Below are 21,781 nucleotides of genomic sequence, written 5' to 3'. Positions count from 1 at the left end.
TGGTAGCATTTTTCGCAGAAAAACGACTAGCGCAAACGCTAACGGATACTACTTTGGGCAGAAGCGGCCGCGGGCCCTAGGGGCCGGCCGGGCTGGGCCGCTACCGGGAACAAGTGGGGACCAGCTAGTTTAGAGGGGGCGGGTTGCTAGCTTGCACCCCGTTTTACCCGGTTTTTCACTTTCCCACCAACGCCCATGAGCAAGATTAAAGTAGCCAACCCCGTAGTGGAGCTGGACGGCGACGAGATGACCCGCATCATCTGGAAATTCATCAAGGACAAGCTGATTCTGCCCTACCTCGACGTCGACATCAAGTACTACGACCTGGGCATCGAGTACCGCGACGAGACCAACGACCAGGTAACCATCGACTCGGCCAACGCCATTAAGCAGTACGGCGTGGGCATCAAGTGCGCCACCATCACCCCCGACGAGCAGCGGGTGGAGGAGTTCGGGCTGAAGCAGATGTGGAAGTCGCCCAACGGCACCATCCGCAACATCTTGGACGGCACCGTGTTCCGCGAGCCCATCGTGATGAGCAACATCCCGCGCCTGGTGCCCAACTGGACGGCCCCCATCTGCATCGGCCGCCACGCCTTCGGCGACCAGTACCGCGCCACCGACTTCGTGACTAAGGGCAAGGGCAAGCTCACCATCACCTTCACGCCCGAGGACGGCGGCGAGGCGCAAAGCTTTGAGGTGTACAACTTTAAGGGCGACGGCGTGGCCCTGGCTATGTACAACACCGACGAGAGCATCCGCGGCTTCGCGCACGCCTGCTTCAACCAGGCCCTGATGAAGGGCTGGCCGCTGTACCTGAGCACCAAGAACACGATTCTGAAGAAGTACGACGGCCGTTTCAAGGACATTTTCCAGGAGATTTACGAAGCCGACTACCAGGACAAGTTCAAGGCTGCCGGCATCACCTACGAACACCGCCTGATTGACGACATGGTGGCCTCGGCGCTGAAGTGGAACGGCAACTTCGTGTGGGCCTGCAAAAACTACGACGGCGACGTGCAGAGCGACACCGTAGCCCAGGGCTTCGGCTCGCTGGGCCTGATGACCAGCACGCTGGTAACGCCCGACGGCAAAACGATGGAGGCCGAGGCCGCCCACGGCACCGTCACGCGCCACTACCGCGACCACCAGGCCGGCAAGCCCACCAGCACCAACCCCATCGCCAGTATCTTCGCCTGGACCCGCGGCCTCGAATTCCGCGGTATGCTCGACGGCAACCAGGAGCTAATCGACTTCTGCAAGGCCCTGGAGCAGGTGTGCATCGAAACCGTGGAAAGCGGCAAGATGACTAAGGACCTAGCCGTCTGCATCCACGGCAACAAGGTGGAGCACGGCCGCGACTACCTCTACACCGAGGAGTTTCTGGAGGCCATCGACGAGAACCTGAAGAAGAAGCTGGGCCAGTAGCCCTAGGGCCCTTTGGCACGCAAAAGCCCACCCGGTTGCCGGGTGGGCTTTTTTAGTGGGCGGGCGGCGTAGGCTGGACTACTAAGCTCTTGCTTAGTGCCTCGGTAAGACGAGTCGCTCGTTGCGGGCTGCTAAGCAGAAGTTTGGCGTTACAATCAGCAGGCGTTTCCTTCCCTTGGGAAGAGGAGGTTAGCGGGCCGGGCAGGCAGCTACGCAGCCAGTGCCAGCTGCTCCTTAATTTTCACGCGGTGCTTTAGTCCGAATTCGACCAGGGCGTTGATGACAGGCTGGATTTCGAGCGCGTGGGGCGTGAGGGCGTAGGAAACCGTCACGGGCTTGGTGGCATTTACCGTGCGGGTAATGAGCTGGTTGTCTTCCAGGTCCTGCAACTCTTTCGACAGCACTTTGGGGGTGATGCCCGCCGAGGCGGCTTGCAAGTCCTTGAAGCGCATGGCGCCGTAGTTGTATAGGTTCAGCAGGATGCCGAATTTCCACTTGCCGCTCACCAGCTCGGTGGCATCCCGCAGGGCCCGCAGGCGCTCCTGGTGCAGCGCCGGGTCTTGTTCGCAGTGCACGGTGGCCGCCATAAATAGTCGCTTTCCTAAAGGTAATGGATAGTAAAGGTAAAGCGACTACCCGGCAGTTTTGCCAGAAATTTCACCCACTGCAAGATGAGCAAGACTATTTTTATCACCGGCGCGTCGGCCGGTATCGGCAAAGCCACCGCCAAGCTGTTTGCCGCCCAGGGCTGGCAGGTGCTGGCCACCATGCGCAGGCCCGAAAACGAAACCGAGCTTAGCCAGCTAGAACGCGTGCGCCTGCTGCCCCTGGACGTAACTAACCCGGCGCAGATTGCCGCTACCGTGCAGCAGGCGCTGGCCCTAGGGCCCGTTGACGTCGTGTTCAACAACGCGGGCTACAGCCTGCTGGGGCCCCTGGAAGCCACCACCGACGAGCAGCTGGTGCGCCAGCTGGAAACCAATTTCCTAGGGGTAGTGCGCGTAACGCAGGCCTTTATTCCGGCCTTTCGGGCACGGCGGGCGGGGTTGTTTATCACCACTTCCTCATCGGCAGGGCTGATGGCGTTTCCGGTCAGCTCGGTGTACGATGCCAGCAAATGGGCCCTCGAGGGCTGGAGCGAAAGCTTGTCCTACGAGCTGCGCGAGTTTGGCATTGGCATCAAAAATATCGAGCCGGGCCTGGTGGCTACGGACGCCGCGCAGCGGTCGGTATTCGTGGCGCACCCGGCCTACGAGGCGCTGGCCAGCAAGTTCTTCGCCTTCATCAGCAACCCTGCAAACGTGGTATCCACCCCCGAGCAGATTGCGCAGGTGGTGTACGAAGCCGCCACCGACGGCACCAACACCCTGCGCTACGTTTGCGGCGAGGACGTAAAAGCCATGTACGCTCAGCGCCTGGCCGCCGGTGATGAAGCCTTCCGGCAGGGCATCCAGCAACTACTGGCGGCGCAGTAAAGCCAAGGCGAGCCGCTGAGCAGGGAGGCGCCGGCAGCCGTTTTTGAGCTTGTAGGAAGTAGCGCCCGCAGGCGCAGCCGGCCGGGAGCCTTATCCACCCCTACCAACTGCCTTATGCTGCGGCAGGGTCCGGGTACCGTAGGGGCATGGCCTAGGCGGGCACCCGTAATTTTTTGGATTCGCTCGAGTCGTAGAATGCCACCCTAAATTTGCGGCCGTGGCAACCGCTTGCTGAGCGAGGGCCCGCTTTGGTGGCGGCACGGCGCACCGCCCCCTACCTAGCCGGCGGTGCGGGCGCGGCCGTTTGCCATCCTGTTCTCGATATTCCAGGGCATTCCTGCCCTTACGACCAAGCTTTTTTATGAGTACCTATTCCCCCTCCGACGCCCCTAGCCCTACCCCAGGCAAGCCAGTGGTTGGCGTCGTGATGGGTTCCAGCAGCGACTGGGACACCATGCAGCATGCCGTGCAGGTGCTGGCGGACTTTGGCGTGGCCCACGAGGCGCGGGTGGTATCGGCCCACCGCATGCCCGACGACTTGTTTGCCTACGCCGAGCAGGCCGGGCCGCGCGGCTTGCAGGCCATCATCGCTGGCGCGGGGGGCGCGGCCCACCTACCGGGCATGCTGGCCGCCAAAACCACCGTGCCCGTGCTGGGAGTGCCGGTGGCCAGCCGCCACCTACAGGGGGTCGACTCGCTGCACAGCATCGTGCAGATGCCCAAGGGAATACCGGTGGCCACGTTTGCGATTGGCACGGCCGGGGCGGCCAATGCCGCGCTGTTCGCCGTCAGCCTGCTGGCGTTGCACGACCCCGACCTGGCTACCAAGCTGCAGGCGTTTCGCGCCGCCCAAACCGAGGCCGCCCGCGCCATGACCCTGCCCGTATGAGTGCCGATAGCCACGTTGCCGCCATGGCCCCGATTTTTCCTGGCAGTGTAGACGCCGCGGGCCAGCGGGCTACCCTAGGGGTGCTGGGGGGTGGCCAGCTAGGCCGCATGTTTGTGCAGGCCGCCCAGCGCCTGGGCTACTTCACGGCCGTGCTGGAGCCCGACGCGCAAAGCCCGGCCGGGCAGGTGAGCCACCACCACATCCAAACCGGCTACGACGACCCGGCGGGGCTGGCGCAGCTGGCTTACCTGTGCCAGGCCATCACGACCGAGTTTGAGAACGTGCCGGCCCAGGTACTGCAAACGCTGGCCCTGACCCGGCCCGTGGCGCCGGGCGCGGCCGTAGTGGGCATTGCTCAAAATCGCATCGAGGAAAAAGCCCACTTCGCGGCCTGCGCGGCCACGTCAGGGGTGGGCTGCGCGCCTTACGCGGTGCTTGAAACGCCAGCCCAGCTGCAAGCCGTGCAGGCCGAGCGGCCGGAGCTGCTGCCCGGCATCCTCAAAACCGCCCGCCTGGGCTACGATGGCAAGGGCCAGGTCCGGGCTGAGAACGCCGCGGAGCTGGCCGCCGCCTGGGCGGAGCTGGGCGGCGTGGCCTGCGTGCTGGAAAAGAAGCTGCCGCTGGCCGCCGAGTGCTCGGTGCTGGTGGCCCGCGGCTGGGACGGGCAGGTGGTCAGCTTCGCGCCGCAGCGCAACGTGCACGTGGCGGGCATTCTGGCCGTTACCCACGCCTACGCTGGGGCGCTGCCCCCGGCCCTGGCCGAGCGGGCGCGCGAGGCGGCCATTGCCATCGCCCGGCAGCTCGGCTACGTGGGGGTGCTGTGCGTCGAGTTTTTTGTGGTGGACGACGGCAGCGAGCACGGCAGCCTGGTAGTCAACGAAATGGCCCCCCGTCCCCACAACAGCGGTCACTACACCCTGGACGCCTGCGACGCGTCGCAGTTCGATTTGCAGGTGCACGCCCTGGCGGGCCTGCCCCTGCCCCAGCCGCGCCAGCACTCCCCCGCCATCATGCTCAACCTGCTGGGTGACGTGTGGCTGGACGCCGCTGGCCGCTTGCGGGAGCCAGACTGGTCTGCCGTGCTGCGCCTGCCGGGAACGCACCTGCACCTCTACGGCAAGCTGCAGGCGCGCCCGGGCCGCAAAATGGGCCACCTAACCATCACCGGCCCGGACATCGCCAGCGTCAAAGCCGGGGCGCGCCGCGCCGCGGAGTTGCTCGGCCTGCCGGGGCTGGACGGCTAGTGGCGCGGGGCTGCTGGCGCGTGTCGGCGGCGGGTAAAGCCGCTTGGTGGAGGCGCGGGCCCTAGGGGCACCCCGCCCGCCCAAACCTACTTCAGCCCCAGAAACTTCTGCTGCATCACGTCCTGCACCGAGCGACCCGACACCTTACTTTCCAGCCAGGAGATGATGTCGAAGTAGAGGAAGGGGCGGCGGTCGTAGGGGCGGGCGGCGATTTCTTCCAGCTTGGTTTTCAGGCGCGCGAACTCCTCGCGCAGCCTGGCCGGCTCGAAGTGGCCTAGGCGGCGCAGGAAGCGCAGCACCTCCAACTGCATGGGCTGCTGGTCGTTCATCTTGCCCAGGAAGTGGTACACCGAGCGCACCTGGTGCTCCAGCTCGGCGTCGTCGCCGGCCTCGTAGTGGGCTACTAGGTTGAGGATGCGGGCGAAGCATTGCAGGTCCTCGCGCAAACTCAGGTCCTTGTGGTCGATGATGCGGGTGAGGTACTTGATGGCTTGTTGGTAGTGGCCGCTGCCGAAGTACACGCAGGCGATTTTGTAGTAGAACACCAGCGTGCGGTGCAGGTCGAGCTGGCTTTTGTGCTCGCCGAGCTGCTCCAGCAATTCGGGTATCAGCTCCACGCCTTCGGTGAAGCGGGCTTCGAGGAAAATCGCGTTCAGCCGGTTGGTCCAGATGTACTGGAAGAGCAGCGTGTCGGTGTTGGGGGTGGCGCGGCGAGTCTGGTTGGCGGCGAAGTCTTCGAGCACCTTGAGCACCTCCATGAACTTGCTGTAGTAGAGCAGGTTGAAGAGGGAAGCCAGCAGGTTGTGCAGGCCCTTGATGTATAGCATGGTCTGGCTTTCCTGCTGGTCGGGCTGGGCCTCAAACAGGTCCACCCACTTCTGGGCGTAGCGGTAGCAGACCCGAAAATCCTGGTTGATGGTGTGATACCACACGTGGGCCTGGTAGAAGTAGAGCTTCTCCCAGAAGCCGCTGCCGGCAGCCAGCCGGGCCGGCACGTGGGCCCGGAAATAGGCCGTAAACTGCTCGTGGTCGGCCTGGTTGCGGGCGTGGCCGGCCTGCAAATACAACCCGTAGAGGCGTAGCGAGGCGTTGGACAGCTCGTGCTGCCGCCCGAGGTGGGTAGCGGTGGCCGAAGCCTCCTCGGCCAGCGACTCGGCCCGGCCCTGCAGGCTGCGCGTGATGTACTGCGACTCGATGAGCTTCTCGAAGTCGATGGCCAGCAGCGCCACGTGGGGCAGCTCGGCGGCGTGGGCGGCCTGCTTCACGCGGGCCAGCATCCGCAGGGCCTGCTGGTAGAAGCCCTTGTTGTAGAGCACGCGGGCGTAGTCGAGCTGCTCGTGCAGCTGAATATCGAGGTTTTGGCCGGCGTGGTAGAGGCGCAGGCTGGCCAGCAGCTGCTTGTAGAGGTTGGCCTTGAGGTTGGCGAGCTGGGCGCGCTTGAGGCTGGGCACCTGCGCTAGCACCCGCTCCTCGTCGGGCTGCTCCTGGGCGTCGAAGGCGTCGAAGAGTTGCAGAAACTTCAGGCCCTCGGTGGCGCCCTGGCGGCTGGTGTAGAGGCGAAAATGCCGCTTCTCGGACTGGGTAAGCGACTTGAGGAGCTGAAAAACGGGGTCGCTGGCGCGGTTAGGCATTGTAAAAACTTACTAATTAACTTATTTACTTACAGCCTATTGCTACTCAAAACGCGGGGCTTGGAAATAATAGAATCCGGGCATTTTTGTTTTCGCGCCTTGCTAAAGTGCTGCTACTTGCAGCACAAATCCAGTTGCCGCCCGGCCACGCGGGGCTTCTGCCTAGTTTCTCTACCTCATGGCGACGCAAAAAATTCAGATTTTCGATACCACGCTGCGCGACGGCGAGCAAGTACCGGGCTGCAAGCTAAACCAACAGGAAAAGCTCGTTATTGCCCGGCAGCTCGAAGCCCTAGGGGTGGACGTGATTGAGGCCGGCTTCCCAGTGAGCAGCCCCGGCGACTTTGCCGCGGTGGCCGCCATCGCCGCCCAAACCAAGGACGCCACTGTCTGCGGCCTCACCCGCGCTGTCGAAAACGACATCCGGGTGGCCGCCGACGCCCTGCGCCAGGCCCGCCGCCCGCGCATTCACACCGGCATCGGCACCTCCGACCTGCACGTGCAGCAAAAATTGCGCACCACCCGCGAGGACGTGCTGGCCCGCGCCGTGGCCGCCGTGAAGCTGGCCAAAAGCTTTGTGGAGGACGTGGAATTTTACGCTGAGGACGCCGGCCGCACCGACAACGAGTTTCTGGCCCGCGTGTGCGAGGCGGCCATTGCCGCCGGCGCCACCGTGCTCAACATCCCCGACACCACCGGCTACTGCCTGCCCCACGAGTACGGCGCCAAGATTAAGTACCTGGCCGACAACGTGCGCGGCATCGAGCGCGCCACCCTGAGCACGCACTGCCACAACGACTTGGGCCTGGCCACCGCCAACTCCATTGCGGGCGTCAGCAACGGCGCGCGCCAGATTGAGTGCACTATCAACGGCGTGGGCGAGCGCGCCGGCAACACGGCCCTCGAAGAAGTGGTGATGATAGTGCGCCAGCATCCCGGCCTAGGGCTGCACACCAACGTGCGCACCCAGCTGCTCACCGAAACCTCGGCCCTGGTATCGCACCTGATGAGCATGACCGTGCAAGCCAACAAGGCCATCGTGGGCGCCAACGCCTTCGCCCACAGCAGCGGCATCCACCAGGATGGCGTGATTAAGTGCCGCGAAACCTACGAAATCATCGACCCCAAAGAGGTGGGCGCCGTCGATTCGAGCATCGTGCTCACCGCCCGCTCGGGCCGCGCCGCCCTGGCCTACCGCCTCCAGAAGCTGGGCTACCACCTGGAGCGCCCGGCCCTGAACGCCGCCTACGCCAGCTTCCTGCAGCTGGCCGACCGCCAGCGCGAGGTCATCGACGACGACTTGCACCTGCTGGCCATCGAGGTGCGCAACGTAGCCGAAGCAGTAAACGCTTAATTCATTCATAACCAGCCAAGGAAGCGGGGCGGCAGGCGCTGCCAGTGGGTGGGAGCAGGGAAGTCAGGGGGTCGGGTTAAAATCCCAACAACGCCATTCTTTCACACCCTTAACACGACCAAAACTTCCCCCTGTTGCTTCGTTTCCTTGGCTGTTTTTATGTATCCAGAACGTCATGCTGAGCTTGCCGAAGCATCTCTACCGCTTCGTTGGTTAACAGCCTAATACGACCCTAGGCGGCGCGGTAGAGATGCTTCGGCAAGCTCAGTATGACGTTCTTCTACACATAGACTATCCTATTAATAATGCCCCGCACGCTATTCGATAAAATCTGGGATGCCCACGTCGTTCGCTCCATCGAGGGCGGGCAGGACGTGCTGTATATCGACCGCCACCTGATTCATGAAGTCACCAGCCCCCAGGCGTTTGACGAGCTGGCGGCGCGGGACCTCGGGCTGTTTCGACCCAGCCAGATTATCGCCACGGCCGACCACAACGTGCCGACCCTCAACCAGCACCTGCCCATCGAGGAGCCGCTCTCGCGCTCGCAGGTGGATAAGCTGACCGAGAACTGCCAGAAGTACGGCATCGAGCTATACGGCCTGGGCCACCAGCGCCAGGGCATCGTGCACGTGATTGGGCCGGAGCTGGGCCTCACGCAGCCGGGCCTCACGATGGTATGCGGCGACAGCCACACCAGCACCCACGGCGCGTTTGGCGCGGTGGCTTTCGGCATCGGCACCAGCCAGGTGGCGCAGGTGATGGCCTCGCAGTGCCTGCTGCTGAGCCGGCCCAAGCGGATGCGCATTTCAGTAGAAGGCGAGCTGCGGCCGGGCGTTACGGCCAAGGACATTATCCTTTACATTATTAGTCAGTTGGGTACCGGCGGGGCCACCGGGCACTTCGTGGAGTACGCGGGCAGCGCCATCCGGGCCCTGAGCATGGAGGGGCGCATGACCATCTGCAACATGAGCATCGAGATGGGCGCCCGCGGCGGGCTCATCGCCCCCGATGCCACCACCTTCGCCTACGTGCAGGGCCGCCCCTTCGCGCCGCAGGGCGAGGCCTGGGACGCGGCCCTAGGGTACTGGCAGACGCTTTACACCGAGGAAGGCGCCACCTTCGACACCGAGTACACCTACCAGGCGGCCGACATCGCGCCCATGATTACCTACGGCACCAACCCCGGCATGGGCATTCCCATCACCGGCCACGTGCCGAGCGAGGTGCCCACCACCGAGGCCGAGAGCTTCGACAAGTCGCTCAAGTACATGGGCTTGCAGCGGGGCGAGTCGCTGCTGGGCAAGCAGATTGACTACGTGTTCATCGGCAGCTGCACCAACTCGCGCATCGAAGACCTGCGCACGGTGGCGGCCTACGTGCAGGGCAAGCGCAAGGCCGGCCACGTGGAGGCCATCATCGTGCCCGGCTCCAAGCAGGTAGAGCAGCAAGCCATTGCCGAGGGTATCGACAAGGTGCTGGCCGCCGCGGGCTTCGAGCTGCGCGAGCCCGGTTGCAGCGCCTGCCTGGCCATGAACGAGGACAAGATACCCGCTGGCAAGTACTGCGTGGCCACCTCCAACCGCAACTTCGAGGGGAGGCAGGGCCCCGGCTCGCGCACGCTGCTAGCCTCGCCGCTGGTGGCCGCCATCACGGCCGTGCAGGGGCGGATTGTAGATATTACCGAGTATTTGAATTAAATAAGAACTTAGAAATGAGAGCTTAGAATGTAGACAAACGCTTCATTCAGTACCACTGCATAATTCGCTAAGCTCTTTGCTCTAAGCTCTAAGTTCTAACCAATGGAACGCTTCCAAACCCTGCACAGCCCCGCCGTCCCGCTGCCGCTGGAAAACATTGATACCGACCAGATTATTCCGGCGCGGTTTCTGAAGGCGACTACGCGCGAAGGCTTCGGCGACAACCTGTTTCGCGACTGGCGCTACAACCCCGACAACTCGCCCAAGCCCGAGTTTGCGCTGAACAACCCGCGCTACAGCGGACAGGTGCTGGTGGCGGGCAAGAACTTCGGCTGCGGCAGCAGCCGCGAGCATGCCGCCTGGGCCCTGTACGACTACGGCTTCCGGGTGGTGATTTCCAGCTACTTCGCCGACATCTTCCGTGGCAACGCGCTCAACACCGGCCTCTTGCCACTGCAAGTGAGCGACGAAACCCTCGGGCGGCTGCTGGCGGCTATCCACGAAAACCCGGCGCTAGAATTGGTGGTGGACCTACCCAGCCAAACGCTGGCGGTGCCGGCCTGGGGCGAGACGTTCAGCTTCGCCATCGACCCCTACAAGAAGGAGTGCCTGATAAACGGGTACGATGACATCGACTTTTTAGTAAATCAAAAACCGGCTATTGAGGCCTTTGAAAAACAGCGCGCATGGGTATGGTAAGCAAGAAAATAGCCGTTTTGGCGGGCGACGGCATCGGCCCGGAGGTGTGTCGGCAGGCCGTGAAGGTGCTGGAAGCCGTGGCTGAGCGCTTCGGGCATGACTTCCGCTTCGCGGCCTACCAAATGGGCGCTTGCGCCATCGACGCCACCGGCAACCCCCTGCCCGACGAGACGCTGGCCGGCTGCCGCGAAGCCGACGCCGTGCTCCTAGGGGCCATCGGCGACCCCAAGTACGACAACAACCCCGCCGCCCCGGTGCGCCCCGAGCAGGGCCTGCTGCGCCTGCGCAAGGAGTTGGGCTTGTTCGCCAACATCCGCCCCGTGACGGCCTACGACGTGCTGCTGCCCCACTCGCCCCTCAAGGCCGAGCGCATTCAGGGCACCGACATGCTGATTTTCCGGGAGCTGACGGGCGGCATCTACTTCGGCGAGAAGGGCCGCCGCGATGCCGACTCGGCCTACGACAACTGCACCTACTCGAAGCCCGAGATTGAGCGCATTGCCCACCTCGCCTTCCGCGCCGCCGAGGGCCGCCACCAGAAGCTGACGCTGGTGGACAAGGCCAACGTGCTCGAAACCTCCCGCCTGTGGCGCGAAGTGGTGCAGGGCTTGGCCGCGCAGTACCCCACGGTGGCCGTGGATTACCTGTTCGTGGACAACGCGGCCATGCAGATTATCTTGAACCCCAAGCAGTTCGATGTAATCCTGACCGAGAATATGTTTGGCGACATCATCTCCGACGAGGCCTCGGTCATTGCCGGGTCCCTAGGGCTGCTGCCGTCGGCCAGCATCGGCGAGGCGGCGCTGTTCGAGCCCATCCACGGCTCGTACCCGCAGGCGGCCGGCAAGGGCATCGCCAACCCCATCGCCACCATCCTCTCGGCCGCGATGATGCTGGAGCACTTCGGCATGAACGACGAGGCGGCGCTGGTGCGCGAAGGCGTGGACGAGGCCCTGCACAACAACATCCTGACGCCCGAGCTGAATCCCAAGGCGCCCTACACCACCGAGCAGGTGGGCAGCTACATCGCCTTCTGGGTGCGCGATAGCAGCGAGCAGCAGTGGAACGCGCACAACGTGGCCATCGGGTCGAGCACGATTATTTAACGATTACCCCACCCCCGGCCCCTCCCCAAAAGGGAGGGGAGCCGGACGATTAACGATTACTTACCAGCAATAAGCAGCCGCGCCGCCGTGGCTCCCCTCCGTTTTGGGGAGGGGCCGGGGGTGGGGTCAACCGCCAGCAATGTCCGCTCCCCTACTCGTCATTTCTCCGGTCCTTATTCCGCGCCAAGAAGGCTGACGGCAGCGCACTGCTACCCGAAAAAGCCTTCCGAGCCGAGCGCCAGGGAGGTTTTTTTACACCCTAGGGCCCCGCGCCGCACTACTCCAACGCCATGATTCTCAATAAATATAGCCGCATCTACACCAAGGACGACAGCCTACCGGCCTCGCAAGCCATGCTTATCGGGGCGGGGCTGACGGATGCCGACTTGCGCAAGCCGTTCGTGGGCATCTGCTCGACCGGCTTCGAGGGCAACACCTGCAACATGCACCTCAACGGGCTGGCCGACGAGGTGAAGCGCGGCGTGGCGGCCCAGGGGCTGGTGGGGCTGCGCTTCAACACCATCGGCGTGAGCGACGGCATCACCAACGGCAACGACGGCATGCGCTTCTCGCTGGTGAGCCGCGAGATTATCGCCGACTCGATTGAAGCCATGGCCGGGGCGCACTACTACGACGCGCTGGCCTGCGTAGTGGGCTGCGACAAGAACATGCCGGGCGCCCTCATGGCCATGGCCCGGCTGAACCGGCCGAGTTTGATGGTGTACGGCGGCAGCATCAGGGGCGGCGAGTTTAAGGGTCAGAAGCTCAACATAGTATCGTGTTTCGAGGCCTACGGCAAAAAGGTGAATGGGCAGATTTCCGACGAGGACTACCGCGGCATCATCCACAACGCCTGCCCCGGTCCGGGGGCCTGCGGGGGCATGTACACGGCCAATACGCTGGCCTCGGCCATCGAGGCGCTGGGTATGACGGTGCCGGCCTCGTCGTCGTTGCCCGCCGAAAGCTCGGCCAAGGTGCAGGAGTGCCTCGACACGGGCGCCTACCTGCGTCGCCTGCTGGAGCTGGACCTCAAGCCCCGCGACATCATGACCCGCGCCGCCTTCGAGAACGCGCTGGTGGTGGTGACGGTGCTCGGCGGCAGCACCAACGCCGTGCTGCACCTCATCGCCATCGCCCACGCGGCCGGCGTGAAGCTGACCATGGACGACTTCCAGGCCGTAAGCAACCGCGTGCCGGTGCTGGCCGACCTCAAGCCCAGCGGCAAGTACCTGATGGAGGACCTCTCGAAGCTCGGCGGCATCCCGGCCGTGTTCCGCACCCTGCTCGACTATGGCCTGCTCAACGGCGACCTGCCCACCGTGACCGGCCGCACCCTGGCCGAGAACCTGGCCGGCGTGCGCCCCCTAGGCCCCGAGCAAGACCTGCTGCGCCCCCTCAGCAACCCCATTAAGGCCGACGGGCACATCCAGATGCTGTACGGCAACCTCGCCACCAAGGGCGCGGTGGCCAAAATCACCGGCAAGGAAGGCCTGCGCTTCGAGGGCCCGGCCATCGTGTTCAACTCCGAAGCCGAGCTAAACCAAGGCATTGCCGACCACCGCATCCAGCCGGGCCAGGTGGTGGTTATCCGCTACGTGGGCCCGAAAGGCGGCCCCGGCATGCCCGAGATGCTGAAGCCCACGGCCGCCATCATGGGCGCGGGCCTGGGGGATAAGGTGGCGCTGATAACAGACGGCCGCTTCTCGGGCGGTACCCACGGCTTCGTGATTGGCCACGTGTGCCCCGAGGCCTACGACGGCGGCGGCCTGGCCCTGGTCGAGAACGGCGACTGGATAGTGCTGGACGCGGCCCAAAACACCATGGACGTGCGCCTATCCGACGAGGAGCTGGCCACCCGCCGCGCTGCCTGGCGCCAGCCGCCGCTGCCAGTGCGCCAGGGTGTGCTGCTCAAGTACATCCGTACCGTGAGCGACGCCAGCCACGGCTGCGTGACGGACCTCATCGAAGAAAACGGCCAGGTGGAGCTGCCCACTACCGTGGTTTCCCAAGCTGCCTTAGCCTCCGCTTAACCCCCTAGGGGTCACCTTACCAGCAGAACAACGCCATGCAAACTCAACCCGCTTCTGCCCCCACCGCTACCGAAACCGCCCCCACCACGGGCGCGGTAGCCACGCTGCAAGCCCTGGTAGCCGAGGGCGTGGACACGATTTTTGGCTACCCCGGCGGGGCCATTATCCCGGTGTACGACGCGCTCTATGACTTTCAGGAGCAGCTCAACCACGTGCTGGTGCGCCACGAGCAAGGCGCCATCCACGCGGCGCAGGGCTATGCGCGCAGTTCGGGCCGGGTGGGCGTGGTGCTGGCCACCAGCGGGCCGGGCGCTACCAATCTCGTGACTGGCCTAGCCGATGCCCAGATTGACAGCACGCCGCTGGTGTGCATCACGGGCCAAGTGTTTGCGCATTTGCTGGGCACCGATGCCTTCCAGGAGACGGACATCATCAACATTACGACGCCGGTTACCAAGTGGAACTACCAGGTAACCAAGGCCGAGGAGATACCCGAGGCGCTGGCCAAGGCCTTCTACATTGCCCGCAGCGGGCGGCCGGGCCCGGTGCTGGTGGACATTACCAAGAACGCGCAGATGCAGACGTTTGAGGCGCCGCCCTACCGGCCGTGCACCCACGTGCGCAGCTACCTGCCGGCCCCTAGGGTGCGCCGCGAGTACATCGAGCGGGCGGCCGAGCTGCTCAACCAGGCCGAGCGGCCGTTCATCTTGTGGGGACAGGGCGTGGTGCTGGGCCAGGCCGAGCAAGAGTTCAAGGAGTTTGTGGAGAAGTCGGGCATTCCGGCGGCCTGGACCATCCTGGGGGTGGGCGCGCTGCCCACCAGCCACCCCCTCAACGTGGGCATGCTGGGCATGCACGGCAACTACGGCCCCAACGTGCTCACCAACGAGTGCGACGTGCTAATTGCCATCGGCATGCGCTTCGACGACCGCGTAACCGGCCGCCTCGACAAGTACGCTAAGCAAGCCAAGGTTATTCACCTCGACATCGACCCCACCGAGATTGACAAGAACGTGCAAACCACTGTGCCGGTGTGGGGCGACTGCAAGGAAACCCTACCCCTGCTCACGACCCTGGTCGAGCCGAAGCAGCACTCCGCGTGGCTGGCCCGCTTCCAGGACTACACGGCCCAGGAAATCGACGCCGTAATCCGGGAAGAGCTGTTCCCGACCTCCGAGGAGCTGACGATGGGCGAGGTGCTGCAGCAGCTCAACGAGCTGACGGGCGGCGACGCGGTAATCGTGTCGGACGTGGGCCAGCACCAGATGGTGGCCTGCCGCTACGCCCTGCAAAACCAGTCGCGCAGCCACGTCACGAGCGGGGGCCTAGGCACGATGGGCTTCGCGCTACCCGCTGCCATCGGGGCCAAGTTTGGCGCGCCCGAGCGGCCGGTGGTGGCCGTGATTGGCGACGGCGGCATCCAGATGACCATTCAGGAGCTGGGCACCATCATGCAAACGGGCGTGGACGTGAAGATTATCGTGCTCAACAACCAGTTTCTGGGCATGGTGCGGCAGTGGCAAGAGCTATTCCACCAGCGCCGCTACTCGTTCGTGGACATCCAAAGCCCCGACTACGTGGCCGTGGCCGCCGGCTACCGCATCCAGGGCCAGCGCGTGGATGCCCGCGCCGACCTGCGCCCGGCGCTAGAGCGGATGCTGGCGCACCCCGGCTCGTTCCTGCTCGAAGTGATGGTGACCAAGGAAAACAACATCTTCCCCATGGTACCGCAGGGGTGCAGCGTGGCAGAGATACGGCTTCGCTAAAGCTTCCAAGAAGAACGTCATGCTGAGCGCAGCCGAAGCATCTCTAGCGCTTCGTTGGTTGCCGACCGGCCGGGCCCCTAGGTGGCGTGGTAGAGATGCTTCGACAAGCTCAGCATGACCGCCTTCCAAAACATAACATTCTCGTTCTCAATCTTTATGGAACGCCAGGAATACAACATCACCGCGTACACCGAAAACCAGGTGGGCTTGCTCAACCGCATTGCTATCATCTTCTCGCGGCGCAAAATCAACATCGAGAGCCTCAACACTTCGCCCTCCGAGGTGGAGGGCATCCATCGCTTCAACATCGTGATTACCGAGACGGAAGAGGTGGTGCGCAAGCTGGCCGGGCAGATTGAGAAGCAGGTGGAGGTGCTCAAGGTGTACTACAACCCCAACGCCGACGTGGTGTGGCAGGAGATGGCCCTCTACAAAGTGCCTACCGACGTGATTGCCGAGAAGGCCCTGGTGGAGCGCCTGCTGCGCGAGCACGGGGCTAGGGCCGTGGTTATCCGCAAGGACTACACGGTGTTCGAAACCACCGGCCACCGCGAGGAAACCGACAAGCTGGTGCAGGTGCTGCAGCCCTACGGCCTCATCGAGTTTGTGCGCTCGGCCCGCATCGCCATCATCAAGGCCAGCGACGGCTTTCACCGCAAGCTTCAAGAGTTTGAGCGCCGCGAGCCCAGCGAGGACGTGGCCGAAAACGAGTTCCTGAACGAGCGCGAAGACGTGTTCACGATGTAAAAAGTACCGTGGACTCTGTGAGTCCGCGAGTTAGCTAGATTTTTCACACCTTTTTCAACTCACGCGCGGACTCGCAGAGTCCACGATACAACCCAACCTTATGGCAACCATCAACTTTGGCGGCGTACCCGAAACCGTTATCACCCGCGATGAATTTCCCCTTTCCGCAGCCCTCAACCTGCTCAAGGACGAAACCATTGCCGTAATCGGCTACGGCGTGCAGGGCCCCGGCCAGGCGCTGAACATGCGCGACAACGGCTTCCGCGTGATTGTGGGCCAGCGCGAGGGCACGCCTTCGTACGAGCGCGCTCTCAAGGATGGCTGGGTGCCGGGCGAAACGCTGTTTGGCATCGAGGAGGCAGCCGACAAGGGCACCATCATCTGCAACCTGCTGAGCGACGCCGGCCAGATTGCGCTGTGGCCCACGCTGCAGAAGTATCTCACGCCGGGCAAGACGCTGTACTTCTCGCACGGCTTCGGCATCACGTTCAACGACCAAACGGGCATCGTGCCCGCCAAGGATATCGACGTAATTCTGGTGGCGCCCAAGGGCAGCGGCACCAGCCTGCGCCGCCTGTTCGTGGCCGGCGGCGGCCTCAACTCGTCGTTCGCCGTGTTTCAGGATGCCAGCGGCAAGGCCTTCGAGAAGGCCGTGGCCATGGGCATCGGCGTGGGCTCGGGCTACTTATTTGAGACCGACTTCAAAAAGGAAGTATACTCGGACCTCACCGGCGAGCGCGGCGTGCTAATGGGCGCCCTGGCCGGCATCATCGAGGCCCAGTACCAGGTGCTGCGCCAGCGCGGTCACTCGCCCTCCGAGGCCTTCAACGAAACGGTGGAGGAACTGACCCAGAGCCTAGTGCCGCTGGTAGGCGAAAACGGCATGGACTGGATGTTTGCCAACTGCTCGGTAACCGCCCAGCGCGGCGCCCTCGACTGGAAGGGCAAGTTCCGCGAGGCCACCCTGCCGGTGCTCAACGAGCTGTACGACAGCGTAGCCAGCGGCGAAGAAGCCCGCCGCACCATCGAGCGCGGCAGCACGCCCAACTACCGCCAGGAGCTGGAAGCCGAGCTGAAGGAAGTGCGCGAGTCGGAGCTGTGGGCCACCGGCGCCACCGTGCGCGAGCTGCGCTCCCGCACCGGCGAGAGCGTGGAGGCGTAAGCAGTACCGTGGACTCTGTGAGTCCGCGCGGATGAACGTTCAACCACTCAAACGCGCGGACTCACAGAGTCCACGATACATTTTACCATGCACTGGAACGCCGCTACCTACACCCAACAGCACAACTTCGTTTTCGGCTACGGCGAGAGCGTGGTGGCGCTGCTGGCCCCGCAGCCGGGCGAAACCATCCTGGACCTGGGCTGCGGTTCGGGCGAGCTGACGCAGCAGATTGGCCAGGCGGGTGCCGCCGTGGTGGGGCTGGACGCCTCGCCCGAGATGGTGGCGCTGGCCCGGCAGCAGTTTCCGGCGCTCGACTTCCGGCTGGCCGACGCCACCACCTTCGACTTTGCCGAGCAGTTCGACGCCGTGTTCTCCAACGCGGCGCTGCATTGGATGCCGGCCGCCACCGCCGTAGCGCAGCGCGTGTACCAGCACCTGCGGCCGGGCGGGCGCCTGGTAGCCGAGCTGGGCGGACGGGGCAACGTGGCGCAGATTGTGGCGGCCACCCTGCACCAGCTGCGCCAGCACGGGCACCCTAGGCCCCAGGGGGCCGACTGGTGGTACTTCCCCTCGGTGGGCGAGTACGCCTCGCTGCTGGAGCACCAGGGCTTTCGGGTGCGGCTGGCGCTGCACTTCGACCGCCCCACCCCGCTGGCCGACCCCGAAACCGGCCTGGCCGACTGGCTTAATCAATTCGGCGGCTACTTCTTCGCCGGCCTCTCCGATGCCGAGCGCGCCGCCGTGCTGGCCGCTACCGTGGAGCAGCTGCGCCCCGCGCTGTGGCACGAGGGCCGCTGGGTGGCCGACTACAAGCGGCTGCGCATCGTGGCGGAGCGGCCGGCGGAGTGAAGGAGGGGAAATAAGCAAAAAGGAACGTCATGCTGAGCGAAGTCGAAGCATCTCTACCGCATCGTTGAACGATACCCTGACGGCGTAGTAGAGATACTTCGACTTCGCTCAGCATGACGTTCTATTATAATCAGTTACAGAAAACCCATGCCCGACCTAGCCACCGCCACCCCCGTTACCCTCGAAGCAGTGGAGGCGGCCGCCCGCCGCCTCAAGGGCGTGATTGCCAAAACGCCGCTGATTGAGAACCTAGGGCTGTCGCGCGCCTACGCGGCCACGGTGCTGCTCAAGCGCGAGGACTTGCAGGTGGTGCGCTCATACAAGATTCGGGGGGCCTACAACAAGATGGCGGCGCTGGCGGCCACCGAGCCGGCGCGGCGCATTGGGTGCGCCAGCGCGGGCAACCACGCCCAGGGCGTGGCCTATGCCTGCCAGCTGCTGGGGCTGTACGGCGACATCTTCATGCCCGCTCAAACGCCCGCCCAGAAGGTGGATAAGGTGCGCCTTTTCGGCGGCGAGTGGGTGACGGTGCACCTGACGGGGCGCAACTTCGACGAGTGCGCCGCCGCTGCGCAAGCGTTTTGCCAGGCGCAGGCGGCCACCTTTGTGCCGCCGTTTGATGATTTGGCCATCGTGGAGGGGCAGGCCACGGTGGGGCTGGAGATACTGAAGGCCGCCAAAAGCCCGATTGACTACTGCTTTCTGCCCATCGGCGGGGGCGGGCTGGCGTCGGGGGTGGCCAGCGTGTTTCGGCAGCTCAGCCCCCACACCCGGCTGGTGGGGGTGCAGCCCCTAGGGGCCCCCAGCATGCACAAAGCCATTGCGGCCGGGCGCCGACAAGCGCTCGACACCCTCGATACCTTCGTGGATGGCGCGGCCGTGAAGTGCCCCGGCGAGCTGACCTTCAGCATCTGCCAGGCCCTGCTCGACGAGGTGCACCTGGTGCCCGAGGGCCAGGTATGCGTGGATTTGCTGAAGATGTACAACGAGGAGGGCATGGTGCTGGAGCCGGCCGGCACACTGGCCATCTCGGCCCTGCACGACTACGCCGCCGAGATACGCGGCAAAACGGTGGTGTGCGTGGTGAGCGGCTCTAACAACGACATCACCCGCATGGCCGACATCCAGGAGCGGGCCCAGCGCCACCAGGGCCGCAAGCACTACTTCCTGGTCACCTTCAATCAGGCGCCGGGCGCCCTGCGCCGCTTCGTCAACAACGTGCTGGCCGAGGGCGAGGACATCATCCAGTTTCAGTACATTAAGAAGAACAACAAGGAGAAGGGCCCCGTTTTCATCGGCGTAGAGGTGCGCCAGCCCGGCGACGAGGCCGGCATCATGGCCCGCATGGCCGCCGAGGGCTTCGGCTACGAGTACCTGAACGGGCAGCAGGATTTCCTGAGTTTGCTGGTGTAGCCTTAGTCCGAGGCAAAACAGGCGGTCATGCTGAGCTTGCCGAAGCATCTCTACCGAACGACCCCTAGGGCTATTGTTCGGTAGAGATGCTTCGGCAAGCTCAGCATGACCGCCTGTTTTGCCTCGGACTAAGGCTACTCCTTCGCCACCTTAAATGACTGCGCGAAGCCCTCGCCTACCAGCTTCACTACGTAAATCCCCCTAGGCAGCCCCGAGGTGTCGAGGGCGTGCTGCGCGCCCGTATCGCCGTAGCTGCGCGCCAGCACCACGCGGCCAGTGGCATCCACTACTTCCACCGTGTGGGCGCGGGTGCCAGTGGGCAGCGCATACGTGAGGCGGTCGGCCACGGGGTTGGGGTAGGCGGTGCCGGCTGGGGCGGCGCTGGGCTTGGCGGCCAGGGCGGTGCCTACGGTGCGCACGGTAAAGGCCGCGCGGGAGCTGACCACGTATTGGTTGCAGTTGGCGGGCGCTTGGCCGCCCCCACTGGCCACGTAGCGGCCGTTGAAGCCCCCTAGGGTGATGGTGCTGTCGGCGTTCACAATCCAGTCGAAGGCCTCCCAGTAGCCAGCGGTGGCGCGGGTGCAGGTCATGGCTTGCTGGCCGTTCTCGCTGCTCACGTACTTGCTCTGGCTACGCAAGTACACCTTGCCATTGCCCGCGCTCAGCACCGCAAACTGCTCGCTGGCACTGGCCGTAGCGTGGCTGGCGTTCATCGGCTGCTGGCCATTCTCGCCCGAGAGGTAGCCGCCGCCATCTACCGCCTTGAGGGTGATGACCTTGCCTAGGGGGGGCTGGGCGGCGCGCACCGTGCCGGTGATGTTGGGCGCCACGGCGCTCAGCGTGCCATCGTTGAGCTGGCAGTTGGCAAATTTAACGTTTTCCAGCACCTGACTCAGGTTGGTGCCGTAGTCCACGATGTAGGGCGGGTTGATGTGGAAAAGTGCCGCGTTGGGGCCGTTCTCGAAGCGCTTGAGCGTCCAGTGGCAGTAGCCGATGCCCACGCTCAGCAGGTTGGTGGCCGCCTCGCGCATCCAGGCGGCGGTGTTTTCGCCGGTTTCGCCCACCCAGATGGGCACGTTATTATCGGTGCGAAAGCGCGTGAGGTTGCCAATGAGGCTGAGCTGGTTGGCGCTGCCGCCGCTGGCGTTCACGTCGTTGCTGAGCGGGTAGGCCGGCGCATCGTAGCGGTGCGAGTTATACACCAGGTTGGCCGTATTGGTGAAGGTGCGCTTCTCCATGTAGTCGTAGTTGTTGCCGTAGCCATTGCCCTCCAGCAAAAGCAGGTGCTGGTCGCCGGTGGCCCGCACGGTATTGATGAGGCGCTGCAGCACGTCGTGCAGGCGCTGGTTGCCGTTTTGGCTGCCCACGTTGGGGATGTTGTTGGGCTCGTTAATGAGGTCGTACATGGCAATGCGCGGGTCGCCCTGGTAGCGGGTAGCCAGGGCCTGCCACAAGCGGTTGGTGACCTCCTGGTTGGTGGCGTAGGTCCAGAAGCCGTTGCCGCTGGGCAGCAGCGCGTCTGAGATGTTGGTGTCGCTGCCCTGGGCGCCGGGCGCGGCGTGCAGGTCGAGCACCACGTACAGGCCGTTGGCGCCGCACCAGCTCAGCACTTCATCTACCAGCCGGATGCCCTCCAGGGTGCTGGGGTCGGTGAATAGGCGGTTGTTCACGTGCCAGCTCGTGAGCGAGTCGAGGTAGGCGGCGTAGGTGACGGTGCCCTTGCTGACCTGGGTGCGCAGGGCGCGCTGGCGGGCCGTCAGAAACAGCTCGTAGTGCAGCGGCAGGCGCACGCAGTTGAAGCCCTTGGCCGCCAGGTAGTCGATGTCGGCCTTGGTGATGAAGTTATCGCGCCAGCCCTGGTAAAACGCCTCCACTTGCGCGTCGGTGTAACCGAAATCGTAGAGCCGCTTTTTCACGGCGCCCTGAGTGCCGCCAAAGCCGGGCTTTAGCATGTAGCCTTCCTGCAGCATCCAGCCGCCCAGGTTCATGCCTTTCAAAATGACCTCCTGGCCGCTGGCATTTACTATTTTGGGGCCGTTGGCTTGCAGCAGGGTTTGGCTGGTTTGGGCCCGCGCTGGGTTCGGCCAGCTGCCTAGGGTGCCGAGCAGTAAAAGGGCCGCCAGCCAGCGCCAGGTGGTAGGTCGGCGGCTGGCCCAGTTGCGTAGCGCAATGCAATGCATAAAATACAGAGTTGGTGGGAAAAAGAAGGGGCAAGGTACGCCGCGCGCTAAGTATCTTGGTGGCCGGCCCCTAGGGGGTAAGAGGCCGCCTACTCTCCCGCATCTCCC

Annotated in this window: 17 protein-coding genes; 14 read left to right on the top strand and 3 right to left on the bottom strand. The window is 64.2% G+C overall.

The window, feature by feature from the left end; all coding sequences use genetic code 11:
* The first annotated feature begins 195 nt into the window (after nt 1-195).
* The gene (locus HHL22_RS21055; protein ID WP_169533349.1) at nt 196-1,428 is read left to right on the top strand and encodes an isocitrate dehydrogenase (NADP(+)); all 1,233 of its coding nucleotides are present in this window, start codon (nt 196-198) and stop codon (nt 1,426-1,428) included.
* A gap of 209 nt (nt 1,429-1,637) precedes the next feature.
* On the opposite strand, the gene HHL22_RS21050 is transcribed toward HHL22_RS21055, so the two are convergent.
* Complete coding sequence (locus tag HHL22_RS21050; protein WP_169533348.1) at nt 1,638-2,015, bottom strand: winged helix-turn-helix transcriptional regulator; 378 nt, start codon at nt 2,013-2,015, stop codon at nt 1,638-1,640.
* Between the two features lie 84 nt (nt 2,016-2,099).
* Between HHL22_RS21050 and HHL22_RS21045 the strand changes: the two genes are divergently transcribed.
* The 3 genes from HHL22_RS21045 to HHL22_RS21035 all read left to right on the top strand — a co-directional run bounded on the left by HHL22_RS21045 (nt 2,100) and on the right by HHL22_RS21035 (nt 5,036).
* The gene (locus HHL22_RS21045; RefSeq protein ID WP_169533347.1) at nt 2,100-2,903 is read left to right on the top strand and encodes an SDR family oxidoreductase; all 804 of its coding nucleotides are present in this window, start codon (nt 2,100-2,102) and stop codon (nt 2,901-2,903) included.
* Between the two features lie 361 nt (nt 2,904-3,264).
* Nucleotides 3,265-3,792, top strand: a complete 528-nt coding sequence (gene purE, locus HHL22_RS21040) for a 5-(carboxyamino)imidazole ribonucleotide mutase (RefSeq protein ID WP_169533346.1) — start codon at nt 3,265-3,267, stop codon at nt 3,790-3,792.
* Nucleotides 3,789-5,036, top strand: a complete 1,248-nt coding sequence (locus HHL22_RS21035; RefSeq protein WP_169533345.1) for a 5-(carboxyamino)imidazole ribonucleotide synthase — start codon at nt 3,789-3,791, stop codon at nt 5,034-5,036. Before purE ends, HHL22_RS21035 begins: the two co-directional genes overlap by 4 nt.
* Nucleotides 5,037-5,122: 86 nt before the next feature.
* Here HHL22_RS21035 and HHL22_RS21030 read toward each other — a convergent pair whose 3' ends face one another.
* Nucleotides 5,123-6,667, bottom strand: a complete 1,545-nt coding sequence (locus HHL22_RS21030; protein ID WP_169533344.1) for a hypothetical protein — start codon at nt 6,665-6,667, stop codon at nt 5,123-5,125.
* Nucleotides 6,668-6,845: 178 nt separating this feature from the next.
* Between HHL22_RS21030 and HHL22_RS21025 the strand changes: the two genes are divergently transcribed.
* The 10 genes from HHL22_RS21025 to ilvA all read left to right on the top strand — a co-directional run bounded on the left by HHL22_RS21025 (nt 6,846) and on the right by ilvA (nt 19,493).
* Nucleotides 6,846-8,021 (top strand): 2-isopropylmalate synthase, encoded by a 1,176-nt coding sequence (locus tag HHL22_RS21025; protein WP_169533343.1) that lies wholly within the window; start codon nt 6,846-6,848, stop codon nt 8,019-8,021.
* Between the two features lie 305 nt (nt 8,022-8,326).
* Nucleotides 8,327-9,721, top strand: a complete 1,395-nt coding sequence (gene leuC / locus HHL22_RS21020; RefSeq protein ID WP_169533342.1) for a 3-isopropylmalate dehydratase large subunit — start codon at nt 8,327-8,329, stop codon at nt 9,719-9,721.
* 102 nt (nt 9,722-9,823) lie between these two features.
* Nucleotides 9,824-10,420 (top strand): 3-isopropylmalate dehydratase small subunit, encoded by a 597-nt coding sequence (gene leuD / locus HHL22_RS21015; protein WP_169533341.1) that lies wholly within the window; start codon nt 9,824-9,826, stop codon nt 10,418-10,420.
* The gene (gene leuB / locus HHL22_RS21010; protein ID WP_169533340.1) at nt 10,408-11,526 is read left to right on the top strand and encodes a 3-isopropylmalate dehydrogenase; all 1,119 of its coding nucleotides are present in this window, start codon (nt 10,408-10,410) and stop codon (nt 11,524-11,526) included. The genes leuD and leuB overlap by 13 nt, the downstream gene beginning before the upstream one ends.
* Before the next feature lie 290 nt (nt 11,527-11,816).
* Nucleotides 11,817-13,556 (top strand): dihydroxy-acid dehydratase, encoded by a 1,740-nt coding sequence (ilvD, locus tag HHL22_RS21005; RefSeq protein ID WP_169533339.1) that lies wholly within the window; start codon nt 11,817-11,819, stop codon nt 13,554-13,556.
* Nucleotides 13,557-13,591: 35 nt separating this feature from the next.
* On the top strand, nt 13,592-15,322 hold the full coding sequence (ilvB, locus tag HHL22_RS21000) for a biosynthetic-type acetolactate synthase large subunit (RefSeq protein WP_169533338.1): 1,731 nt from the start codon (nt 13,592-13,594) through the stop codon (nt 15,320-15,322).
* A 156-nt stretch (nt 15,323-15,478) separates the two neighbouring features.
* Nucleotides 15,479-16,069 carry an acetolactate synthase small subunit gene (gene ilvN, locus HHL22_RS20995; protein ID WP_169533337.1) on the top strand — a complete coding sequence of 197 codons (591 nt, stop codon included), beginning with the start codon at nt 15,479-15,481 and terminating at the stop codon, nt 16,067-16,069.
* 100 nt (nt 16,070-16,169) lie between these two features.
* A complete protein-coding gene (gene ilvC, locus HHL22_RS20990) occupies nt 16,170-17,231 on the top strand; it encodes a ketol-acid reductoisomerase (RefSeq protein WP_169533336.1) in 1,062 nt (353 codons plus the stop codon).
* Nucleotides 17,232-17,318: 87 nt separating this feature from the next.
* On the top strand, nt 17,319-18,080 hold the full coding sequence (locus HHL22_RS20985; RefSeq protein ID WP_169533335.1) for a methyltransferase domain-containing protein: 762 nt from the start codon (nt 17,319-17,321) through the stop codon (nt 18,078-18,080).
* Nucleotides 18,081-18,227: 147 nt separating this feature from the next.
* Nucleotides 18,228-19,493, top strand: a complete 1,266-nt coding sequence (gene ilvA, locus HHL22_RS20980; RefSeq protein ID WP_169533334.1) for a threonine ammonia-lyase IlvA — start codon at nt 18,228-18,230, stop codon at nt 19,491-19,493.
* A 134-nt stretch (nt 19,494-19,627) separates the two neighbouring features.
* Here ilvA and HHL22_RS20975 read toward each other — a convergent pair whose 3' ends face one another.
* Nucleotides 19,628-21,673, bottom strand: a complete 2,046-nt coding sequence (locus tag HHL22_RS20975; protein WP_169533333.1) for a cellulase family glycosylhydrolase — start codon at nt 21,671-21,673, stop codon at nt 19,628-19,630.
* Nucleotides 21,674-21,781 lie beyond the last annotated feature (108 nt).

This window comes from Hymenobacter polaris (assembly GCF_012927305.1).
GTDB lineage: Bacteria > Bacteroidota > Bacteroidia > Cytophagales > Hymenobacteraceae > Hymenobacter > Hymenobacter polaris.
The sequence above is the reverse complement of the archived record's forward strand: the minus strand, read 5'-3'. Positions and strand labels throughout refer to the sequence as shown.